This window comes from Pedococcus sp. KACC 23699 (assembly GCF_045348425.1).
GTDB lineage: Bacteria > Actinomycetota > Actinomycetes > Actinomycetales > Dermatophilaceae > Pedococcus.
The window spans coordinates 3,220,507-3,243,859 of the sequence record NZ_CP157483.1 but is presented as its reverse complement, the minus strand read 5'-3'; the positions used below and the strand labels follow the sequence as shown (position 1 = coordinate 3,243,859).

Sequence of the window (23,353 nt, the reverse complement as noted above, 5' to 3'; positions counted from 1 at the left end):
GCTGCGGCGTGCGCAGACTTCGCGACCTCCTCACCACCCGCGGGCGGGCCTTCGTCGCGGCGGGAATCACGTTGGTGCTGTGCGGGATCGGGCTCGGGTTCACCGACCTGACCCGCATCGGCGTCCTCCTGGTCGCCCTGCCCCTGCTCAGCGGGCTCCTCATGCGACGGCACGACCTTCGGTTCGCCCTCGAGCGCACCGCCGTGCCCGGACGGATCCAGGTCGACGAGCAGTCCGTGGTCACCCTGGGGATCGAGAACGCCGGCGGCGCCGCGAGCCCCCTGCTCATGGCCGAGGAGCAGCTCGACTACGCCCTGGGCGACCGCCCGCGCTTCGTGGTGCCCCGGTTGCGCCGGGGCGACCGCCAGGAGGTCCACTACACCGTGCGCTCCCACGTGCGCGGCCGACACCGCCTCGGCCCCCTGGGCGTGCGCCTGCGCGACCCGTTCGGCCTGAGCACCCGCGTCGCGGCGATCTCCGGGGCGAGCGACGTCCTCGTGCTGCCGAAGCTCCTGCCCCTGGGCGGCGGGCTGCCGCCGGGCAGCGGCGTCGGTGCCGAGGGCGCCATACCCCACATGGTCGCCCTCCACGGCGAGGACGACGTCTCGATCCGGTCCTACCGCGACGGTGACGACCTGCGCCGGATCCACTGGCCGGCCACGGCCAAGACCGGTGAGCTGATGGTGCGGCAGGAGGACCGGCCGGCCCGTCGCCGGGCCGCGATCGTCCTGGACTCCCGCTCCCGGGGGCACCACGGCTCGGGCAGCTCCAGCTCCTTCGAGTGGGCGGTGACCGCGTGCGCCTCCATCGGCGTGCACCTCCTCGACCAGGGGTATGCCGTGCACCTGATCACCGACGACACCGCCGAGGACAGCCGTGCCGCGTCGGCGATGGAGCTCGACCCGATGCTCGACGTGCTCGCGATGGCCCAACCCGGATCGGACGACCAGTTCGCCGAGGTGATCCAGGCGGCGCACCCGGTCACCTCCTCGGGCGGACTGGTGCTGGCCGTCGTCACCGAGCTCGACGAGGAGATGGCCCGCCAGGTCGCGTCGCTGCGCCAGCCCGGGGGTACCGCGCTGGCCATCGTGCTCGACCCCGCCGGCTTCGGGGCCAGTCGTCGCCGGCCCGGCACCAGCTCGGACCTGTCGTGCGTCCCGGTCCTGCGTGGCGCCGGCTGGGGCGTCACCGTCGTCACCTCCGACGACCCGCTCGCCGCCGTGTGGGGCGTGCTGTCCGGCGGGACCCGAAGGGTGGGCGTGGCATGAGCCGCGGCCGCCTCCCCGAGTCCCTGCTGGCCGGCGCCGCCTCCGCGGTCGTCGCCTGGCCGCTGACCACGCTCTTCACACCCAACACCTGGGTACGACCGACCATCGTCGTGATCCTCGTCGTCGTCCTCACCGGCGTCCTCGCGAGGATGGTCACCACCTCGTGGGCGCTGGTCGGGCTCTCCCAGCTCGCCGGCATCGTGCTGGTGTCGGGATGGATCTACGGCCGCGGGCACCTCTGGTACGGCCTGCCCTCGATCGACACCGTGCTCGCGTTCAACCGCCTGCTCGTCGATGCGCGGCTCACGGTGCAGAACTACGCCGCGCCCGCACCCACCGACCGCGGCATCATCCTGGGGATCGGCCTGGCCATCGGGGTGACCGCGGTCCTCGTCGACCACCTCGCCGTCATGCGTCGCTCCCCCGCCATGGCCGGGCTCCCCCTGCTCACCGCGTTCCTCATCTCGGCCTCCAACTCCGGCGACTCCCTCAACCCGATGTTCTTCGTCGCCGCCGGTGGCATCTGGCTGCTGATGCTCGGCCGCCAGGGCATCTCCTCGCTGCGGCGGTGGAGCACCACCCTGCCGATGAGCACCACGGGCCGCCGCAGCTCCGAGGACAACGACGGTGTCTACGGGTATGCCGCCGTCGGGCGGACGCTCGCCGTCGCCGGCCTCGTCATCGCGGTGGCCCTGCCCGTGCTGATCCCGCACCTGCCCACGCGCTACCTCATCGACGGCCTGGGCCGGTCCAGCGACGCCACCGGGTTCAGCGACGGCCAGGTCGGGCTCAAGTCCACGCTCGACCTGACCCGCAGCCTGAAGAGCCCGTCGAAGGCCCCGGTCCTGTCCTACACGACCAACGCGCCCATCCTGACCCCCCTGCGGGTCGGGGTCCTGGAGAACTACGCCAACGACCAGTGGCGTCCGGACGACGCCGACGTCCGCTACACGCGACGGCCGGAGATCCAGCTCCCGCAGGAGCTCGACGACAGCGTCCCCCGCGAGACCTACCGGATCTCCGTCGACGAGTCCCGCATCGAGGCGCCCCAGATCGCCGCACCCACGCCCTTGGTCTCCGGCGACCTCGACGGGGTGGCCTGGGGCCTGGACCGCCGGACGTCGGTCGCCAGCGTCAACCGGACGGCGAGCTCCTACAGCTTCAACTACCTGGCCCTCAACCCGACGCCGGCGACCCTCGACCAGCCGGTGCAGCGGGCGACCGGCGCCCTGCTGCCGCCCGAGCTGCAGGTGGATCCCGCCTCCGAGCCGCTGGTGCGCGACCTCGTCGACACCGTGGTGCCGAAGGGCGCCAGCCGGATCGAGGCCGCCCGGGCGATCCAGAGCTACCTGCGCAGCGGTGGCGGCTTCACGTACTCGCTCAACCTGCCGACGACCGTCAACAACCGCTTCGGGCAGTCCGAGGCCCCCGACGCCATCTCGCTGTTCCTGCGGACCAAGGTCGGGTACTGCGTGCAGTTCGCCACGGCCATGGTGATGATGGCCCGCGAGAGCGGGATCCCCGCCCGCATGGCCATCGGCTTCCTCCCCGGCACCGCCGACCGCGGCACCTACACGGTGCGGGCCTCGGACGCGCACGCGTGGCCCGAGCTCTACTTCGAGGGCGTCGGGTGGCTGCGCTTCGAACCCACCCCGTCGGGCACCCAGAACACCGTCGCTCCGCCGTACTCACTGGCCCCCACCACCCCGGACACGACCGACACGTCGTCCACGGGCACCGCGACCAGCTCGGCCTCCTCGAGCACCCGACGCGACGGCGCCAACGACCCCGGGGCGCAGAACCCGACGACGACCTCCGGCACGCAGAACGACAGCACGTCGTTCCTCGGCGGCAGGGCCGGCACGGTGCTGCTGTGGGTCCTGCTGGCCCTCGTCCTCGGTCTCCTGGGCTCCTTGGCCGTTCCCCTCGCTGCGAGGGCCAGGCTGCGCCGCCGGCTCAAGGACGCCCCCGACGAATCGACCCGGGTCGAGATCGAGTGGCAGGCCATGGTCGAACGGCTCGGCGACCTCGGCGTCATACCTCCGCGGGGAAGCACGCCGCGCCAGGCCGGACGGTTCTACCAGCGGGAGGCCTACCTCGAGGGTGAGGAGTCGCAGGCTCTTCGGCGCGTCGTCGACGGCGTCGAGCGCTCGCGCTACGCCCCACCCGGGACGACCGTCACCGATGTCCGGCCCGACACCCAGCACGTGGTCAAGGCCGTTTCGGGGGTCCGGCGGCGCAAGGACCGGCTGCGGGCGGTCTGGTGGCCGAGCGACGGCCTGCTGGAGTGGCGCGAGCGCCGTGAGCGGGTCGCCGGGATGGCGCGAGCCCCGTGGGAGCGGTGGCAGGAACGCCGGGCCGAGCGCAGGTGAGTTCGCAGGTGAGTTCGCAGGTGAGTCACCAGCTGAGTCACGGACCGCGCGTCAGAAGATGGCGTTGATGCCGTTCCAGCCGCCGCCCACCCGGACCCTCGGCAACCACGATCCCGTCGCGGTCCGCGGGTAGAGCCACAGCACGCCGGACCGGTCGCGGGCCAGGAGGTCTGGAGTGCGGTCCCCGTTGAGGTCTCCGGCGCTCGCCACTGCGGTCATCGATCCCCACCCGCTGCCGATCCGGACCCGCGGGAGCCAGCCTCCGTTGCCGTTCCCCGGGTACAGCCACAGGTAGCCGGTCGCCGTCTCGCGCGCCACGACGTCGGCCCTGCCGTCACCGTTGAGGTCACCAGGTCCCACGATGGCATTGAAGATGTTCCACCCCGACCCGACCCGCACCCGCGGGAGCCATCCGCCGCGGCCGTTGCCGGGGTACAGCCAGAGGTATCCCGTGGCCCGCTCCCGCGCCAGCAGGTCGACGCGCTGGTCGCCGGAGAAGTCCCCCGGGCCGACGATCGCGGAGAACCCGTTCCACCCGGTCCCGACCCGCACCCGCGGGAGCCATCCGCCCCTGCCGTTGCCGCGGTAGAGCCACAGGGAGCCGGTCGAAGCCTCCCGAGCCAGGACGTCCAGCGGGCCGTCGCCGTCGAAGTCCCCCGGGGTCTCCAGGGCACTCATCCCCTTCCAGCCCGCGCCGATGCGCACCCCGGCCGTCAGGGCGCCTCGTCCCGTGCCCGCATACAGACGGAGGTCGCCGGTCGCCGCGACGCGCGCCAGCACGTCGTTGTTCCAGTCGCCGTTGAAGTCAGCGGTGGCACCGGACAGGGTCGAGGCGGGCACCGCCAGCGGCGTGAACGCATACGGCTCGCACGTGCGGTCATAGTCGAGCTGCCCGTCAGTCCACTGCGACAGCAGGACGCGTCCACCGGAGAAGCTCGGCTGGGTGCACCGGGCGAGCGCCTCGCCGGGGTAGTCCAAGCGGCCCGCGGTGGCCCAGACCGGAACTCCGGGCACCCGCCAGGACCCCGTGATCGCCTCCCATCCCGAGGCGAACGAGTACAGGCCGTAGGCGAGCCCGTGGTCGCGCAGCCCGCGCATCAGCCCCTCGAGGACGTAGCGGTTCTCCAGGCGTTGCTGGGCCGTGGCCGTCGGCCACGGCTGGGCCGCTAGGGGTTCGACGTCGATCCAGACCACCGGCGGCGCGAAACCGGCAGCACCGAGGCTGCCCGCTGCATACGTCGCCTCGGCGTAGCCGACGTTGGACAGCTGTCCCGCCTTCGTGGTCGGTGACCACGGACCGTCGGCGCGGTGGGTGACGAACTGGCCGGCAGTGGGGTATGCCGCGATGGTGTAGGCCTGCGAGGGCTTGGCGTTCGCCTTCACCCAGGCGACCTGGTCGGCGAGGCAGGGGTTCGCGATGAACGGCAGGCCCTGCTGGGTGCCCTTGGCAGGAGGCCCGTTCAGCCCCACGATGACAAACTGCGGCGAGGGCGAGGGCAGCTCCTTGCCGCACTGCGGCCACGAGATGTCCAGGCCGAACATCGGGGCGGCAGCAGCCGGCGGCGCCGTGGACACGAGGGTCGCGACGCACGCTGCTGCGGCCGCCAGGCCCACGATGGAGCGTCGTCTGTGGTGACCCATGGCACCTCCTTGTCGCGATCCAAGTCCACACCAGGCGCTCCCCCTCGAACAGGGACCAAGGGCACCGCCCAGCACGGCGTCGACCCGATCTACGACCGGCGTCGTAGGGACTCTGCGTCGCAGGCAGGGGGTGGTGGCCACGGCACCGCACCTACCGTGGCCATGTGGGATTGCGCGGACCTGCATGGGGCCGCCGGTGCCTGGCAGGGGCGCTGGTTGGAACGCTCGCGGGACTCGGGGTCGTGAGCTCGGTCCCCGCGGCCGCGGCGACCACGGAGTACTTCGTCGACATGACGACCCCCGGCTGTTCGGACACCGGCGACGGCTCGGCCCTCACCCCGTTCTGCACGGTCACCAAGGGCCTGTCGAAGCTCGCGCCCGGTGCCACCCTCTACATCGGCAACGGGTCGTACGCCGAGACCGTGACGCCGCCGGTCTCAGGCACGTCGTCCCAGCCGGTGACGGTGACCGCGTGGCCCGGGCGGAGCCCGACCGTCGGGGTGGGCAAGAACAACGGCGTCCTCATCTCCGGCAGGAACTACGTCACCGTGTCGGGCCTGAGCGTCACCTCGACGGTGCGCCATGGCATCTCGGTGGCTGCCAGCACGCACATCACCCTGTCGGGCAACCGGGTGACCGGGTCGGGCCGACCGCAGAGCGGCGCGACCGCCTCAGGCATCTTCCTCTCCTCCACCACCGACTCCCTGGTCACCGGGAACACGGCGAGCTACAACACGCAGTCGGGTCTGTATGCCGGTTCGGGGACGACCCGTACGACGTTCAGCTACAACGAGGCGGCAGGCAACGCCGCGGTCTACACGCGCATGGCGACCGGCATCTGGATCGTCTCGACCGCGAACTCGTTCATCGGCAACACCACCCATGACAACGAGGACAGCGGCCTGAACTTCTACGGCGGGGCCGGGAACAACCTCACCACGCTGAACGTGACCTACAACAACGGCGACCACGGCATCGACAACCTGAACGTGGACGGCGGGCAGATCATCGGGAACACGGTCTACCGGAACTGCACCAGCGGCATCAACATCGAGGGCACGTCCCACGACTTCGTGGTGAAGAACAACATCGCCGTCGACAACGCCGTCTACCCGACCTACAACGGGATCTCGTGCTCCAGGCGCGGCGGCAACATCGGCGTCTACGACTCGGCACCCCCCACCACGGTGGCCGACCACAACCTGGTGTGGCTCAGCAAGTCAGGCACGCTCTACTACTTCGGCGGGAGCTTCACCTCGCTGGCGGCCCTGAGGTCGTCGAAGGGTCAGGAGACCCATGGCACGCAAGCCGATCCCGCCTTCGTCTCCGCACCGGGCCGGGACTTCCGGCTGACGCCGTCGTCCCCGGCGATCGACCGGGGCGACTCCGCAGCGCCGGGCGAGCAGCCGGTCGACATCATCGGCACGGCGAGGGTGCGGAACGCGGCCGTGGACAACAGCCTGGCGGAGGGGCCGCGCCTGTTCGACGACCTCGGTGCCTACGAGCTCCCGGCGGTGGCACCGCCCCTTCCACCGGTCGCAGCACTGACCGTCACCCCCAACACCGGGACCGCACCCCTGGCCGTCACCGCCGACGCAGCCGCGTCCACCGACCCCCAGGGCCGAGCCCTGACCTACACCTTCGACTTCGGCGACAACACCCCCGCCGTGGGACCCCAACCCGCGACCGGCACCACCCACACCTTCACCAGTCCAGGCACCTACACCGTGCGCGTCACCGCCACCAACGACGCCGGCCTGACCAACACCGCCACCACCCAGGTCACCGTGACCACCGCACCACCACCACCACCACCACCCGCAGCACCGGTCGCAGCACTGGCCGTCACCCCCACCACCGGCACCGCACCCCTGGCCGTCACCGCCGACGCAGCCGCGTCCACCGACCCCCAGGGCCGAGCCCTGACCTACACCTTCGACTTCGGCGACAACACCCCCACCGTCGGACCCCAACCCGCCACCAGCACCACCCACACCTTCACCAGTCCAGGCATCTACACCGTGCGCGTCACCGCCACCAACGACGCCGGCCTGAGCAACACCGCCACCACCCAGGTCACCGTGACCACCGCACCACCACCCGCAGCACCGGTCGCAGCACTGGCCGTCACCCCCACCACCGGCACCGCACCCGTGGCGGTCACCGCCGACGCAGCCGCGTCCACCGACCCCCAGGGCCGGATCCTGACCTACACCTTCGACTTCGGCGACAACACCCCCACCGTCGGACCCCAACCCGCGACCAGCACCACCCACACCTTCACCACCGCCGGCACCTACACCGTGCGCGTCACCGCCACCAACGACGCCGGCCTGAGCAACACCGCCACCACCCAGGTCACCGTGACCACCGCACCACCACCCGCAGCACCGGTCGCAGCACTGACCGTCACCCCCACCACCGGGACCGCACCACTGGCCGTCACCGCCGACGCAGCCGCGTCCACCGACCCCCAGGGCCGAGCCCTGACCTACACCTTCGACTTCGGCGACAACACCCCCACCGTCGGACCCCAACCCGCCACCAGCACCACCCACACCTTCACCACCGCCGGCACCTACACCGTGCGCGTCACCGCCACCAACGACGCCGGCCTGAGCAACACCGCCACCACCCAGGTCACCGTGACCACCGCACCACCACCCGCAGCACCGGTTGCAGCACTGGCCGTCACCCCCACCACCGGGACCGCACCACTGGCCGTCACCGCCGACGCAGCCGCGTCCACCGACCCCCAGGGCCGAGCCCTGACCTACACCTTCGACTTCGGCGACAACACCCCCACCGTCGGACCCCAACCCGCGACCAGCACCACCCACACCTTCACCACCGCCGGCACCTACACCGTGCGCGTCACCGCCACCAACGACGCCGGCCTGACCAACACCGCCACCACCCAGGTCACCGTGACCACCGCACCACCACCGCCGGTGCCACCGGCCTACGTCTCGCAGATCGCGACCAACTACTCGACGAGCAGCAAGACCTCCGGCTACCTCACGGTCTGGCGCACGGGAGGCGTCGGCTCCGGGCACCTCGCCGTGATCACTCTCCAGCTCTTCGGCAGCACCGCGAGCGGTGGAGTCGCCGCAACCGACTCCAAGGGCAACACCTACCGTGTGGCGAGCGACGTCTCCGACGGCGCGGGCAGCAGGCTCGTCATCCTCTACGCGCCGATCGGCACGGCTCTGGCGGTCAACGACCGGGTCACCGCGACCTTCCCCACCTCCGCGGGCGGGTTTCGCATGACGGCCGACGAGTACGTGGGCGTGACCCAGCTCGACCGAACCGCGGTCGCTGGCGGCACCGCGCCACAGTTCTCCTCCGGGCCGACGAGCACGACGACGGCGGGCTCCGAGGTGGTCTTCGCGGCGGTGGCCACCACGGCCGGCTCGGCCGGCTCCACCTGGGCCAGCGGCTGGACGGCGGCCACGCCGTATGCCGTCGGGTCGAGCTACCTGGACCGGGCATACCGTCTGCCCACCAGTGCCGGGGCCTTCTCCGCGAGTGGCACGACGTCAGGGAGCTGGTTGGCCGCGGTGGTCACCTTCAAGCCGTGAGGCTCCTTCACAGCTGGACCACCGACGATGGCACCTGCACCTCGTCCCGCCGGTCGAGTGCTCTGCGGGCGAAGGTCCACAAGACTGCGTAGCGACGGCTAAGCACGCGAGGGGTCCTCAGGGGCGCCCCACGCTCCTAGCGTTCGGGGATGAACTCGCGGCCGTGGCGTCTGCCCACCAGTCCGACCCTGCGGCACGCGCAGAGGCGCTACGCGCTCTGGGCGACGACCGTGGTGGCGGCGATGTTGCTCGTCCTCGGGACGGGGGTCTCGGCGAACGGGGCCACGCCTGTGGCCGACGAGGTCCACTACACCTTCACCGGGCCGACGTCTGTGGCGCTCGACTGGCGTGGAACAGCCAACGACGTGCGCTGGGGAGCCACGACCGACTACGGGCAGACGGCAACGGGGGTGGCTCCGGCGTGGACGCCGTGGTCCTCGCCCGGTCCGTTCTGGCAGCTGCAGCTGGGTGGCTTGGTCGCCGGCACCACCTACCACTACTCGATCGGCGGCGGACCGGACTACACCTTCCATGCGCCGCCCTCGTCGACGTTCCGCTTCGACGCGATCGGTGACGTCGGCGACACGGCGAACTTCAGCAAGCTGGGCGCGACCCTCGACAACATCAGTGCCGACGACCCCTCCTTCGTGCTCATGGTCGGCGACCTCACCTACGCCAACGGCACATCCATGGCCGCTGTGGACCAGCACTTCAACGACGTCATGCGGTGGAGCACCCGGGCCGCCTACATGCCGGCGTGGGGCAACCACGAGTACGACGTGGCCGGGTCGGACGACCTGCGCAACTACAAGGGCCGACTCCTCATGCCGAACGCCGCCGCCTCGCCGGGGTCGCCGGCGATCTCATGCTGTGGCAACGACTGGGGCTGGTTCGACGCGGGGCCGGTGCGCTTCATCTCCTACCCCGAGCCGTGGACCGGGGCCTGGAGCGACTGGCAGTCGAAGGCCGGACCGCTCATGCGTCAGGCTCAGGACGACCCGAAGGTCAAGTACATCATCACGTTCGGCCACCGCCCTGCGTACTCCACCGGCTACCACCCCGGGGAGGCGCAGATCGCCTCCATCCTCGGAGGCCTCGGGGAGTCCTACAGCAAGTACGTGCTCAACATCAACGGCCACTCGCACGACTACGAGCGGTTCCAGCCCATCCAGGGCGTCACCCACGTGACGGTCGGTGCACCGTCGTCGCTCGAGCAACCGTGGACGAGCACGGACGCTCGGACCGCGCTGCGGGCGATGCACCTGTCGCACCTGCGCGTGGACGTCGGCGACACCGGCCTGAAGCTGCAGGCCGTCTGCGACTCGTCGGTGTCGGGCGAGGACAGGACCTGCCCAGCGGGGAGCATCCTCGACGAGTTCGTCATCGGGACGCCGCCGGTGATCGCGGTCGCGACCGACCTGTTCGTGGACAAGACGAGCTCGAGCTGCAGCGACTCCGGTGCCGGCACCCAGGACGCGCCGTTCTGCACCATCACCAAGGGAGTCAGCCGCCTGCAGGCCGGCACCGCCCTCTACATCGGGAACGGCAGCTACGCCGAGTCCATCAAGCCCTCGCTGTCGGGCACCGCGAGCGCACCGATCACCATCACGAGCTGGCCCGGTCGCAGCCCCGTCATCGGCAACGGGGTCACCAACGCCGCATACATCTCGGCGAAGAGCTACATCACGCTGTCCAACCTGACCTTCACGGCCACCACGGGCGACGGTGTCTACGTCACCAAGAGTGACCACATCACCGTGACGGGCAACACCGTGACGAACGCGGGTCGACAGGCCCAGGGAGCCACCGCCCCGGGCATCAGCATCCGGGCCACCAACAACTCGGTCGTGTCCGACAACGACACCAACCACAACAGCGACACGGGCATCTACGTCACCAACACCTCCACCGGCAACACCGTCCAGAACAACCGGTCGAGCTTCAACGCGCAGGGGTGGCAGCGAAACGCCAACGGGGTCAACGTCACCAGCCCCGGCAACATCATCTCGGGCAACGTCACCCATGACAACGAGGACACCGGGATCCAGCTCTACACCGGGGCGAACAACAGCCTGGTCACCAACAATGTCACGTACAACAACGGCGACCACGGGATCGACGACCTCAACGTCACCGGCGGCACGGTCGTCGGCAACACGGTGTTCCGCAACTGCACCACCGGCATCAACCTGGAGGGAGCCACGTCAGGGTCCTACCGGATCGCCAACAACGTCGTGGTGGACAACGCGGCCTATCCCGCCTACGCGGGGATCGCCTGCGCGAGGCGCGCCGGCAACATCGGTGTGTGGGACGGGGCGCAAGCCACCAGCACCGCGGACCACAACCTGGTGCACCTGAGCAAGACCGGGGTCATGTACGCCTGGGGGACGACCTTCACCTCCCTCGCCGCCATGCAGAAGGCCTCCGGGCAGGAGGCCGCAGGTGTCCAGGGCGACCCGAAGTTTGCGGACGCCGCCTCGTGGAACCTCATGCTCACCGACGGCTCGCCGGCCATCGACCGAGGGGACAGCAGCGTCCCAGGAGCGCAGCCGACCGACATCCTCGGATACCCCCGGGTCCGGGACCCCAACGTCAGCAACGCCTTCGCCGCTGGTCCCAGGCTCTTCGACGACCTCGGCGCCTTCGAGTTCCAGCCCGACATCGTGCCGACGCCCATCCAGCCGCCCGTCGCCAACCTCGTCCTGACCCCCAGCCAGGGCACTGCACCGCTGACCGTGGTCGCCGACGCTGGCGCCTCCACCGACCCGCAGAACCAGAGCCTCAGCTACAGCTTCGACTTCGGTGACGGCACGACAGCCCCAGCCCAGGCCGGTCCGACGACCAACCACACCTACCAGGTCGCCGGCACGTATGCCGTGACGGTCACCGCTCGCAACACCTCCGGCGTCATCGGGACCGCCAGTGCGTCGGTCACCGTCGCGCCGGCGCCGCCGCCCGTGCAGCCCCCCACCGCCTCCCTGCTCATGACTCCCGCCGACGGCGTCGCGCCGCTCAACGTGACTGCCGACGCCTCGGCATCGGCCGACCCGCAGGGGGCTGCGCTGACGTACACGTTCGACTTCGGTGACGGCACGGTGCTGCCCGCCCAGACCTCTGCCACCGCGACCCACACCTATGTGGACCCGGGGAACTTCACCGCCAAGGTCACCGTCACGAGCTCCACCGGGCTCAGCACGTCGACCACGGCTCCGGTCAACGCGACCAAGCCCCCCACGGTCTCCCCACCGGCCGCCGCCCTGACCGTCACGCCGCGCAGCGGCACGGCGCCGGTCGCGGTGACCGCCGACGCCTCGGCGTCCATGGACCCGCAGGGGCAGGCCCTCACGTACGCCTTCGACTTCGGTGACGGGACGACGGTGCCCGCCCAGACCAGCCCGGTCGCCACGCACACCTACACCTCCGGTGGCGCCTACACGGTCACCGTGAGCGTGCGGAACACCTCAGGGCTCACCGACACGACGGCCAACACCGTCGCGGTCAGCGACCCACCGCCGCCGGCCCAGGCACCCTCGGCGCAGCTGACCCTCACGCCGACCACGGGCACGACCCCCCTGGCCGTCACCGCGGATGCCTCGGCCTCCACCGACCCTCAGGGCCAGACCCTGAGCTATGCCTTCGACTTCGGTGACGGCACCACCGTCCCCGCCCAGGCAAGTCCGACGGCCACCCACACCTACACGACCGCCGGGACCTTCACGGTCACCGTCACGGTCGCCAACACCTCAGGCCTCGGCTCAACGGCCGTCGGCAGCCTGATCGTCAGCGACCCGCCACCACCGGTCCAGGCACCGGTGGCAAAGCTGGCTCTCACCCCGAGCACGGGGACGACCCCGCTGGCCGTCACCGCGGACGCCTCGGGATCGAGCGATCCGCAGGGCCAGACCCTGAGCTATGCCTTCGACTTCGGTGACGGCACCACCGTCCCTGCCCAAGCCGGCCCGAGCGCCACCCACACCTACACGACCGCCGGGACCTTCACGGTCACCGTCACGGTCGCCAACACCTCGGGCCTCGGATCGACGGCCCAACAGACCGTCACGACCACCACACCCGCACCCACCTACGTGGCGACACTCGGCACGAGCTCGTCGACCTCGACGAAGAGCTCCGGCGTCGTGACGGTCGGCCCCGGGGCGGGGGTGCGGCAGGGTGACCTCGTGGTCCTCACCCTGCAGATCGTCGCCAAGTCGCCCAAGGGGACGGTCACGGCGACCGACACGGCAGGCAACAGCTACACCGTTGCTCGTGACATCGTCGCGAGCAGCGGGCGGTTGGTCGTCCTGTCCGGGGTGGCGGCCAAGCCACTGGCACCCGGCGCCAAGGTCACCGTCACCTTCCCCGGATCGACCTCCTACCAGCTGGTCGCCGACGAGCTGGCCGGCGTCACCGCACTGGACCGCGCAGCATCTGCCACGGGCACGACCGCCGCATTCTCATCCGGTGCCACGGCCACCACCACGGCGGCTCGCGAGGTCGTTCTCGGGGTCGTCGCCTCGTTCACCGCGGCCACCAACCCGACGTGGTCGTCGACCTGGACACCCTTGACCTCGGCGGCCGTGGGCAAGACGAACCTGGGACGGGCCTTGCGGCTCCCCACCTCGACCAGCACCTTCGATGCGAACGGCACCACCGCGGCCGGCTCGTGGGCCGCGCTCGTCGTGACGTTCCGGCCGTGACGCAGCGCTGAGGACGTGTCGTCAGCGCTGCCACCGGGAAAAGTGAGAGGTCAGGTGCCCCGGAGGGCGCCTGACCTCTCACCACCGCCGCAGTCCGGCGGGACCACTCAGTCGAGGTAGTCGCGCAGGACCTGCGAACGGCTCGGGTGGCGCAGCTTGCTCATGGTCTTGGACTCGATCTGGCGGATCCGCTCGCGGGTCACGCCGTAGACCTTGCCGATCTCGTCGAGCGTCTTCGGCTGACCGTCGGTCAGGCCGAAGCGCATCGAGACCACACCGGCCTCGCGCTCGGACAGGGTGTCGAGCACCGAGTGCAGCTGCTCCTGCAGGAGCGTGAAGCTCACGGCGTCGGCGGGCACGACGGCCTCGGAGTCCTCGATGAGGTCACCGAACTCGCTGTCACCGTCCTCACCGAGAGGCGTGTGCAGGGAGATCGGCTCGCGGCCGTACTTCTGGACCTCGACGACCTTCTCCGGGGTCATGTCGAGCTCCTTGGCGAGCTCCTCCGGGGTGGGCTCACGCCCGAGGTCCTGGAGCATCTGGCGCTGCACGCGGGCCAGCTTGTTGATGACCTCGACCATGTGGACCGGGATGCGGATGGTGCGCGCCTGGTCGGCCATGGCGCGGGTGATGGCCTGGCGGATCCACCACGTCGCGTACGTCGAGAACTTGTAGCCCTTGGTGTAGTCGAACTTCTCGACCGCACGGATCAGACCGAGGTTGCCCTCCTGGATCAGGTCCAGGAAGAGCATGCCGCGACCGGTGTAGCGCTTGGCCAGCGACACGACGAGACGCAGGTTGGCCTCGAGCAGGTGGTTCTTGGCCTTCTTGCCGTCCTGGGCGATCCACCAGAGCTCGCGCTTGAGCTTCATGTCGATCTTGTCGCCGGAGTTGAGCCGCTCCTCGGCGAACAGACCGGCCTCGATGCGCTTGGCGAGCTCGACCTCCTGCTCGGCGTTGAGGAGGGCGACCTTGCCGATCTGCTTGAGGTAGTCCTTGACCGGGTCGGCGGTGGCGCCTGCGGTGACGACCTGCTGGACCGGGGCGTCGTCCTCGTCGTCGTCGCGAAGGACGAAGCCCGAGGGGGACTCCTCCTCCTCGCCGTCCTTCTTCTTGTCGTCGGTCTCGTCCTCGACGACGACGTCCTCGAGCTCGGACTCGACGACGTCGATCGGCTCGGCGTCCGTCTGCTCCGCCGTGGACTCGTCACCGGCTGCCGCCTTGGCCGCAGCCTTCTTGGCTGCCGCGGTCTGCTTGGCGACGGGCTTGGCGGGCTCGGCAGCAGCGGCTGCGGCCTTCTTCGTCGTCGTCGCCTTGGCGGCGGTCTTGGTGGCCGTCTTCGCGGCAGCCTTGGTGGCGGTCTTGGCAGCCGGCGCGTCGTCGCCAGCAGCGACGGGCTTGGCGGCGGACTTGGTGGTCTTGGCCGCCGCCTTCTTCGCCGAGGCGGTGGCGGTGCGACGGGTGGTCGTGGCGGCCACGGCACGGGACGCGGTCACGGCGTCGAGGGTGACGGTGATGCCCTGCTCATCCAAGGAGCGGAGCACGACCTTCATCCGCTTCGGCGGCACCTCGGCGCCCTCGAGCGCCTCACGCAGGGCGCCACTGTCGACCGAGCCGTTGGTACGACCCTGCATGAGCAGCTGCTGCAGGGCTGGGTGGGTGAACTCGGTGGGAAGAGACGGTGCGGGGCTCGCAGTCTTCTTGGACACAGGCGACACGGACTACCTTTCGTCGCGGGATCGCGGCACGGCGCACGCCATCGCAGGCATGGCGGCGCACGCCTACGACAACAACTACGGGGGCGGAAGTATTGCCGAGACCGGACGGGATGTGCCCAGCGCGACCTCGTTCCAGACATTGTAAAACGAGAAGGCGCCCAATCCCGCATTCGTGCACGAAATCAGGCTTGGGAAGGCCTGATCTCACCGTGCCGCGCCACGCGGGACCCAGCCGAGGGCTCGCCGCGGTCGTCGAGTCAGGAGCTGGCCTTGACCGCCAGGACGGGGCACGACGCGTCGAGCAGGATGCGCTGCGCGTTGGATCCGAGGATGAGCTTGCCCACCGGGGTGCGTCGACGCAGACCGATGACGATGAAGTCGGCCTGCTCCTCCTCCGCGACGGCGATGAGGTCCTCAGCCGGCTCGTTGCCCCGGACCAGCTGGCGCACCTCGTGCTCGACTCCGTGCCCGTCGAGCTCACCCTGGATGCGACTCAGCTCGGCCTCGAACCGCTGGGCCTCGTCGCCGTCGTAGTCCCGGCCTCCACGGTTGGAGTTGATGACGATGAGCTTGGACTTGCGCAGCAGCGCCTCCTCCGCCGCGCGTCGCAGCGCTGCTCGCCCTTCCTTCGTCGGGACATAGCCCACAACGATGGCCACAGGAACCTCCTCGTTCGTCGACACCTGCGGCAGTTGCCGCGCGGGCGACGCTACCGGAAACCTCCCGGTCAGGCAGGGTCTCCCAGCACGTGCCGCACCACGGCACCGACCTGCTCGAGCTCGATGAGGAAACCGTCGTGCCCGAAGTCGGAGTGCACGGTGCGGACTGCGGAGCCCCGGACCGCGGCGGCGATCTCGTGGGACAGCCGCGGAGGGTAGAGCCGATCGGAGTCCACCGCCACGACCACGACGTCGGCGGTGACCCGGGCCAGGGCTGCCTCGACCCCGCCGCGGCCCCTGCCCACGTCGTGGGAGTTCATCGCCTCGGTGAGGACGACGTAGGAGTTGGCGTCGAAACGTCCGGCCAGCTTGCCGGCGTGGTGGTCGAGGTAGGACTCGACGGCATACCGCCCGCTCCCGCCCAGCGGGTCCTCGTCCCCCTGCGGGACCCGTCCGAACCGTTCGTGCAGCTCGATCTCGCTGCGGTAGGTGACGTGGGCGATCCGGCGCGCGATGCCCAGGCCGGTCTCGGGCCCGAACCCCTTGTCGTAGTAGTCGCCCCCGCGGAAGTTGGGGTCGCTGCGGATGGCGAGGAGCTGGGCCTGGCACCACGCGATCTGCTCCGCCGAGGCGTAGGCAGTGCTGGCCAGGACCCCAGCAGAGGCCACTCGGTCAGGGTGGGTCACGGCCCACTCGAGCGCCCGCATCCCTCCCATCGATCCACCGAGGACCAGACGCCACCGGTCGATGCCGAGACGGTCTGCGAGCAGGGCCTCCACCCGGACCTGGTCGCGGACCGTGACGAACGGGAACCGGCTCCCCCAGGGCTGGCCGTCGGGGGCGACGGAGGCGGGCCCCGTGGTCCCCTGGCACCCACCGAGCACGTTGGCCGCGACCACGTGGAATCGGTCGGTGTCGAGCGGGCACCCGGGGCCGATGAGTCCGTCCCACCACCCCGGCGTCGGGTGGCCCGGGCCGGCAGGCCCGGTGACGTGGCTGTCGCCGGTGAGGGCGTGCTCGACGAGGATCGCGTTGTCCCGGGCGGGGTTGAGCTGGCCCCAGGTCTCGTAGGCGATGGTCACGTCGGGGAGCACCCCGCCCCGCTCGAGCTCGACCGCACCGAGGGCCTGGAACCGGCGGTCCCCGACCGGGTCACCGTGGCGCCACGCCGCGGAGGTCTTCGCAGGTCGGGAGGTGGTGGTCATGAGGGTGCTCCTGTGGCATCGCGCTTGCCGCCCAGGTCAGGGCCGGCCGGGTCTTCACCCGGGGCACCCCACCGCGAGGAGGGTTGCCGCCCAGCAAGCCGGGGCTTGTCGCTGGGACTCATAACCTGCGGCCAAGCATACGAGCCGCGCGCCGGCGTGTCCGGGTCGTCCGGACACTGGACCCCGCGGACCCAGGCCGCCCCCCAAAGGAACACGGCCCCCTCCGGAAAGATCCGGGACCGCCCTGTCCCGGATCAGGCCGTCAGCTCCGACCGAGGTGAGCGCGGACGCACCCCGAGGTCGACCATCCGCTCGAGCAACCTGGCCAGCCGGTAGCCCGGCGAGTGCTCCAGCGCCCGGTCGAGCGCAACCCGGGTGAGCGCTCCGTCGCCGAGCCACCAAGCCAAGTTGGCCAGGACCGTGAGCAGCGCAGCGGCCTGCTCGTCGGGCACCGCCCGCACGACCGACTGCAGCCGCGTCACCACCCGCCGCCCGGCGACCACGGCCACCTCGTCGCCCTGGTGCCCGACCCAGGCGGGGTCGGGCAGGCAGCTGTGCAGGGCGTCCACGAGGTCGGGCGACAAGGCGTCGAGGGGCAGGGTCCCCGGACAGATCCAGGCGATCAGCGCATCGCGCAGCTGCACGTCGCGCAGGCTCGCCACGAGCAGCGCGACCTGCTCGGCCCCCCACACGGGCCCCTGGCCGCCGTTCCCGTCACGGCCGTGGCCGTCGCTGTCGTCGCTGGTGTCGCTCACCTCCAGCACCGTGGCCCACGTGGCGAGGTAGCGCAGCCGGTGCACAGCCACAACCCGCTCACCGGGACCGCTGCCCTGTGCCTCGCCGGCGATCGCGTCGACCCCCTGGCCCTGCACCGCGACGCCGATCAAACGGTCGGTCCTCACCGCGAGCCTGTCGAGGGCTGCGGCCACCGGCGCGGTCAGCTCCGGGTCGGCCGAGACGAGCTCGGCCAGGGACTGCCGGCCCGGGAGTGGAGCGACCTCGAGGGCCACGAACGGCGCCACCGCCGGCGAGTCGCGAGGGATCACCTGCTCGTCTCCTCGGCTCGGGCAGCACCCGGTCTCGCAGTCCGGGGCGTACCACCGGCCGTCACGGACCACCAGGCGGTCGAGCACGACGATGCCGGCAGCCAGCATTCGGTCGCGGACCGCATCGGCCAGGGGAAGCGCCGCACCCGGATGCGACTCGTACCCCACGAGCAGGACGCTGTCAGGGGCCTCACGCAGCAACGGCTCCACCGCGGCGGCGCACGCCTCCTCCACCGCGTCGTCGGGCGGCAGGTCGATCCGCTCCACGAGGCCTACCTGGCGGTCGCGGAGCACCACGGCGACGAGGGAGTCGCTCGGGTGGTAACCCAGCTGGTAGGGCAGCACGGCAAGGACGTCGGCGGGTCCGGCGAGGCGGATGGGTTCCATGGCTCCCACGCTCGCGCGTCAGGACCGCCGTGCCGAGGGTGCGGCCTGGCGCCTGTGTACGAGGTCGCCGACCCTGCCCCCCTGTGGACGACGGGCGGCTCAGTAGACGACGGGCGGCTCAGTGGACGACGTACCCCGGCACGGTGGCACCGGGCGACTGTGCCGAGCGGGCAGTGGAACCGGTCTGGGCGTCATACTCCTGCGCCGAACCGGTCGCGCCCTTCCCCGTGCGCTCCCAGCGCAGGTAGGACTCCGTCTCGTTGACGAAGGCGGCGGCGAGCCACGACACCACCACGGCGTCGTCGGCCAGGCCGAAGACGGACAGGAACGCCTCGGGCACCAGGTCGATCGGCGAGACGACGTAGGCGACCGCAGCGGCGATCATGAGCAGCCGACCGCGGGTGCTGCCGTGGTAGTCGCCACGGAAGGTCGCCCGCAGCATCCGTGGGACGCTGGCGAACCTCTCCCCCAGGCCGGGCGACCCGGGGCGCAGGGTGGTGCGCAGTGCAGTGGCGATGGTGCGAAAGGCTCCGAAGCGGTTCACGGCCATGTCGTCTCCTGGTGCTGAACGGTGCAAGGTCGGTGGAACGGTCGGCCCCGGCGCCGACCGCGCCAGAACACTGGTCCAACGAGGTGGACGTGCAGGACATTCCCCGCCGGGACGTCGCCGCCCGTGGTGACGAGGGCGGGGCGGCGCACGTATGGCGCCGCCCGGGCCTCAGAGGCCGGTCACCTTCTTGGGGAACTCGTGCCGCGCGTGGTCGGCGATCCGCTTGAGCAGGTAGCTGTCGAGGCCGGCACCCATGACACCGCCGATCACCGGGACACCCCTGCCCAGCCGCACCAGCGACTTCTTGCCGACGGTCGACAGCAGGCGGAAGCCCACTGCCTTGTTGACCACCATCAGGGCCGGCCCGGGCAGGCGCTGCGCCGCGAGGTTGGACAGCCGCCCGGTCGACATCACGCCGGCCTTCTTCAGCAGGTCGTCGGCGTCCGCCCCGACCAGGGTGAGCAGGACGGCCGAACGGATCTCGGGCTGCTTGATGTCGTACCCGCGCAGGGACGCGATCGAGCCGACCATGCGGGTCGCGACGATGTAGAACTCGAGGACGTTGGCGGGCAGCGCGACGGGAAGGGTGATGAAGCCACCGAGCCCGGTCACGAAACCGCCTGCTGCGGCGAGCTTGAGGTGCCCTCGGACCACCGCGTCGATGGCGTCCTCGGCGTCGGGTCGTTCGGACCGCTTGGCGTCGGCGACCTTCTGGGCCGAGTCGAAGGGCCCCTTGCCGTCGATGCCGACGTCGAGGAGGTTCTCGATGAGGCCGGTCACCGTGGAGGTGAACACGCCCGAGTCCTCCCGCCCGGTCCTGGCCTGCTCGAGAGCAGAGGTCTTGACCTCTGCCTCCTCCTTGCCCAACCCGAGGAAAGCCACGCGGTACTCCCTGCTGTCGTCGACTGTCGTCGAGGTGCTGTGGTCCTGCAGCGCCGTTCGTCCGACGCCTCCGCCATCCTGCCACGCACGCCCCGGACCAGCAGGTTTAGCCTTGACACCATGGCCGACCCCACCCAGTCCACCTCGTCCGACACCTCAGCCAGCTCCGGCTCCGACTCGAGCCCCGGCTCCGCCACCGAGTCGGCCTTCGCCGCCTACGCACACCCCGAACGGCTCGTCAGCACGCAGTGGCTGGCCGACCAGGTGGCCGCCGGCGCGGTCGGCGGACCCGACGGGATCGTCGTCCTCGAGTCCGACGAGGACGTGCTGCTCTACGACACCGGCCACGTCCCGGGCTCCCTCAAGCTCGACTGGCACCAGGACCTCAACGACCCGGTGATGCGTGACTACGTCGATGCCGAGCAGTTCGCCGCGGTGATGTCCGCGCGGGGCGTCGGACGCGACACCACCGTCATCGTCTACGGCGACAAGAACAACTGGTGGGCCGCTTACGCACTGTGGGTCATGAGCCTGTTCGGCCACGAGGACGTGCGGCTGCTCGACGGCGGTCGCGCGAAGTGGGTCGCGGAGGGTCGCGAGCTGACGCGGGAGGTGCCCCAGGTGGCCCCGCTCACCGGGGACGCGGCATACCCGGTCGTCACGCGGGACGACGCGCCGATCCGCGCGTTCAAGGAGGACGTGCTGAACCACCTGGGCGGTCCGCTGGTGGACGTCCGCTCCCCCGGCGAGTTCAGCGGCGAGCTCCTGCACATGCCCGACTACCCGCAGGAGGGCGCGATGCGTGGCGGTCACATCCCCGGCGCCCGGTCGGTGCCGTGGGCTCGGGCCGCGAACGAGGACGGCACGTTCAAGTCGCGCGAGGACCTCGAGGCGATCTACCTCACCGAGCAGGGCCTGGCACCCTCGGACCCCACGATCGCCTACTGCCGCATCGGGGAACGCTCCTCGCACACGTGGTTCGTCCTCACCCACCTGCTCGGCTTCGACCAGGTCCGCAACTACGACGGGTCGTGGACCGAGTGGGGCAACTCCGTGCGTGTCCCGGTCGAGCAGGGGGCGCCGAAGTGACCGAACCCACCGCAGACACCGACCTCCCGGCGGCGATGCGCGAGATCGCCGCCGACTTCGCCGAGCTCACCGCTCCCGAACGCCTCCAGCTGCTGCTGGAGTTCAGCGAGGGCCTCCCCGAGCTGCCCGAGCGCTACGCCGGCTCGCTGGACTCGATGGAGCAGGTGCACGAGTGCCAGTCACCGATCTTCCTCGCGGTCGAGGTCGGCGACGAGCCTGCCGACGCCCCGGGCGCACGTCCGGTGCATCTGTTCTTCTCGGCCCCGCAGGAGGCTCCGACGACCCGCGGGTTCGCCGGGATCCTGCACGAGGGCCTCGACGGCCTCACCGTCGACGAGGTGCTCGCGGTGCCCGAGGTGGCGCCGTACCAGTTCTCCCTCGGCGAGGCGGTCTCACCGCTGCGCTTGCGCGGCATGGTCGGCATGCTCAGTCGGATCAAACGACAGGTCGCCCTGAAGTCCCAGTCGTAGCAACCTCGTTCGCGCCCCTCGCCGTCGAGCGGGGTATGGCGCGGATGGGACGACGGAGCCGCGGCCCCCTCCCGGGGACCGCGGCTCCGTGATGTGCGGCGCGACCTGTCAGCGCACCGCGTCGAGGGCGTCGACGATGCCCTCGCCGTAGTAGCTGTTGTCCGAGACCGGACCGGTGCAGGGCACGCTCGTGCCGCCCTCGGGGGCGGAGCAGGCGCGGTCGTCGGCCTGCGCGCGCAGCTTGGCCACCATCTGTGCCGGCGTCCAGGTCGGGTGCGCCGACTTCATGAGCGCGAGGACACCGGCGACGTGCGGGGACGCCATCGACGTCCCGCTCTTGGTGCCGTAACCGTTGTCCTTGACCACGGTCGACAGGATCGTGCGGCCGGGTGCGGCGACGTCGATGACACCGAGACCGCGGTTGCTGAACGACGCCAGCTGCTCGGCGCGGTTGGTCGCCGAGACCGTGACGACTCCGGGCAGCTCGGTCGGGATGTCCTTGCAGCCGTTGTTGATGTGACGCGTGATCGGGGTCGTGTCGTTGGGGCTGGCCGAGTCGGTCGTCTTGTTGGCGAGGTCCTTGGCGGAGTTGCCCGCGGCCGCGGCGTGGACGACGCCCTGCTTGGTGGACCAGGCGACGGCGCGGCCCACGGCCTCGAGGACCGCTGCCTGGTCGGGCTGGTCACCGCACCAGAACTCCATCGGGTCGACGTAGTAGCTGTTGTTGGTGACGTCCATCTTGTGCTGGCCGGCCCAGACGAAGCCGCAGATGGCGTACTCCGGGTAGATGAAGCCGTCGTCGTTGACGACCTTCACGGCGGCCATCCGCACGTTCGGGGCGACACCGACGATGCCGACCCCGTTGCGCGCGGCGCCGATCGTGCCGGCCACGTGCGTGCCGTGGTCCGACGTCGTCGGGTACCAGGCGCCAGGTGCCTGGCTCGGGCGACCGGCACCCGTGCAGCTCACCGAGTCGGCGACGTCGATGTTGGGCGCGAGGTCCGGGTGGTCGGGGTCGATGCCGCTGTCGAGCACGCCGACGACGACGTTGCGGTCACCGTCGGTGATCTTGTGGGCCTGGTCGGCCTTGATCTGCACCATGTCCCACTGCTCGGCCTCGCGCGGGTCGGCGGCCGGGGCGGCCGGGTTGGTCAGCGCACCGGACAGGTCTGCGTGGGCCGGCTTGGCGTGACCCTTCTGGTAACCCGAGGCTCCCGGTCCCCACGAGGCACCGAGGCCGCTGGGCGTGCCCTCGCTGACTGGGGCGGTACGACTGGCTCCGACGGACTCGACGGCGTTGCCGCCGTGCTTCACGACGTTGGCGCGGAAGGCGGCCCGGTCGGAGTGTGCGATGACGACGCCGATCTGCGGCCACGACTGGACGACGACGCCCCCGGCGGCAGCGACGGCCTTCTCGACGAGCTTGGTCTGGCCGGGGTTCGCGACCTTGGCGTTGACGACGTAGCTCATCAGCATGCCGTCGGTGGTGACGACGGGGACCGGGGTCGAGGCGTCCGTAGCGGTCGTCGCGGCGTTCGCGCTGCCCGAGGCGAGCAGCGCACTGGCAAGCAGCGCTGCGGACGCCGCGAAGGCCGTCGTGCGCAGACGGTGGGGACTGTGGGTCCGGTGGGACATCGAGATTCCTCCTGTGTGCGGGTGTGGTGCACGCGCCCCGCGGATCGGGCGCATCCGGGCACTGTGCCCGATTCATCCACTGGATGGGGGTTTCGGCGACGTGCAATCGTTCGCCGGTCGCCCGGCGGGGACCAGCGGCAGGACCTGACAGGA

Annotated in this window: 14 protein-coding genes and 1 riboswitch; of the genes, 6 read left to right on the top strand and 8 right to left on the bottom strand. The window is 70.9% G+C overall.

Annotated features, from left to right (window positions below; translation table 11 throughout):
* The first annotated feature begins 8 nt into the window (after window positions 1-8).
* A complete protein-coding gene (locus ABEG17_RS15250) occupies window positions 9-1,268 on the top strand; it encodes a DUF58 domain-containing protein (RefSeq protein WP_406830328.1) in 1,260 nt (419 codons plus the stop codon).
* Window positions 1,265-3,640: a DUF3488 and DUF4129 domain-containing transglutaminase family protein gene (locus tag ABEG17_RS15245; protein WP_406830327.1), complete on the top strand. Its 2,376-nt coding sequence runs from the start codon at window positions 1,265-1,267 to the stop codon at window positions 3,638-3,640. The genes ABEG17_RS15250 and ABEG17_RS15245 overlap by 4 nt, the downstream gene beginning before the upstream one ends.
* Before the next feature lie 51 nt (window positions 3,641-3,691).
* Here the strand turns inward: ABEG17_RS15245 and ABEG17_RS15240 are convergent, their stop codons facing one another.
* Window positions 3,692-5,281, bottom strand: coding sequence for an FG-GAP-like repeat-containing protein (locus ABEG17_RS15240; RefSeq protein ID WP_406830326.1), 1,590 nt, complete (start codon window positions 5,279-5,281; stop codon window positions 3,692-3,694).
* Between the two features lie 242 nt (window positions 5,282-5,523).
* Here ABEG17_RS15240 and ABEG17_RS15235 point away from each other — a divergent pair, with 242 nt between their 5' ends.
* Together ABEG17_RS15235 and ABEG17_RS15230 are read left to right on the top strand one after the other, a co-directional pair.
* Window positions 5,524-8,862 carry a PKD domain-containing protein gene (locus tag ABEG17_RS15235; protein WP_406830325.1) on the top strand — a complete coding sequence of 1,113 codons (3,339 nt, stop codon included), beginning with the start codon at window positions 5,524-5,526 and terminating at the stop codon, window positions 8,860-8,862.
* Between the two features lie 149 nt (window positions 8,863-9,011).
* A complete protein-coding gene (locus ABEG17_RS15230) occupies window positions 9,012-13,559 on the top strand; it encodes a PKD domain-containing protein (RefSeq protein ID WP_406830324.1) in 4,548 nt (1,515 codons plus the stop codon).
* Window positions 13,560-13,666: 107 nt separating this feature from the next.
* On the opposite strand, the gene ABEG17_RS15225 is transcribed toward ABEG17_RS15230, so the two are convergent.
* The 6 genes from ABEG17_RS15225 to ABEG17_RS15200 form a co-directional block, all read right to left on the bottom strand.
* Window positions 13,667-15,277, bottom strand: a complete 1,611-nt coding sequence (locus tag ABEG17_RS15225; protein ID WP_406830323.1) for an RNA polymerase sigma factor — start codon at window positions 15,275-15,277, stop codon at window positions 13,667-13,669.
* A gap of 257 nt (window positions 15,278-15,534) precedes the next feature.
* Window positions 15,535-15,936: a universal stress protein gene (locus ABEG17_RS15220; RefSeq protein WP_406830322.1), complete on the bottom strand. Its 402-nt coding sequence runs from the start codon at window positions 15,934-15,936 to the stop codon at window positions 15,535-15,537.
* A 68-nt stretch (window positions 15,937-16,004) separates the two neighbouring features.
* Window positions 16,005-17,141 carry a homoserine O-acetyltransferase gene (locus ABEG17_RS15215; RefSeq protein WP_406830321.1) on the bottom strand — a complete coding sequence of 379 codons (1,137 nt, stop codon included), beginning with the start codon at window positions 17,139-17,141 and terminating at the stop codon, window positions 16,005-16,007.
* 15 nt (window positions 17,142-17,156) lie between these two features.
* Window positions 17,157-17,267, bottom strand: a riboswitch (SAM riboswitch).
* A gap of 128 nt (window positions 17,268-17,395) precedes the next feature.
* Window positions 17,396-18,574: a DUF4192 domain-containing protein gene (locus ABEG17_RS15210; protein ID WP_406830320.1), complete on the bottom strand. Its 1,179-nt coding sequence runs from the start codon at window positions 18,572-18,574 to the stop codon at window positions 17,396-17,398.
* Window positions 18,575-18,692: 118 nt separating this feature from the next.
* Window positions 18,693-19,124, bottom strand: coding sequence for a YkvA family protein (locus ABEG17_RS15205; RefSeq protein ID WP_406830319.1), 432 nt, complete (start codon window positions 19,122-19,124; stop codon window positions 18,693-18,695).
* Between the two features lie 168 nt (window positions 19,125-19,292).
* Window positions 19,293-20,006, bottom strand: a complete 714-nt coding sequence (locus ABEG17_RS15200) for an EcsC family protein (RefSeq protein ID WP_406830318.1) — start codon at window positions 20,004-20,006, stop codon at window positions 19,293-19,295.
* 120 nt (window positions 20,007-20,126) lie between these two features.
* Between ABEG17_RS15200 and ABEG17_RS15195 the strand changes: the two genes are divergently transcribed.
* Entirely contained in the window at window positions 20,127-21,095 is a 969-nt protein-coding gene (locus ABEG17_RS15195) for a sulfurtransferase (protein ID WP_406830317.1), read from the top strand.
* A gap of 35 nt (window positions 21,096-21,130) precedes the next feature.
* Window positions 21,131-21,565 (top strand): SufE family protein, encoded by a 435-nt coding sequence (locus ABEG17_RS15190; protein WP_406833214.1) that lies wholly within the window; start codon window positions 21,131-21,133, stop codon window positions 21,563-21,565.
* Window positions 21,566-21,673: 108 nt separating this feature from the next.
* On the opposite strand, the gene ABEG17_RS15185 is transcribed toward ABEG17_RS15190, so the two are convergent.
* Entirely contained in the window at window positions 21,674-23,200 is a 1,527-nt protein-coding gene (locus ABEG17_RS15185; RefSeq protein WP_406830316.1) for a S8 family peptidase, read from the bottom strand.
* Window positions 23,201-23,353 lie beyond the last annotated feature (153 nt).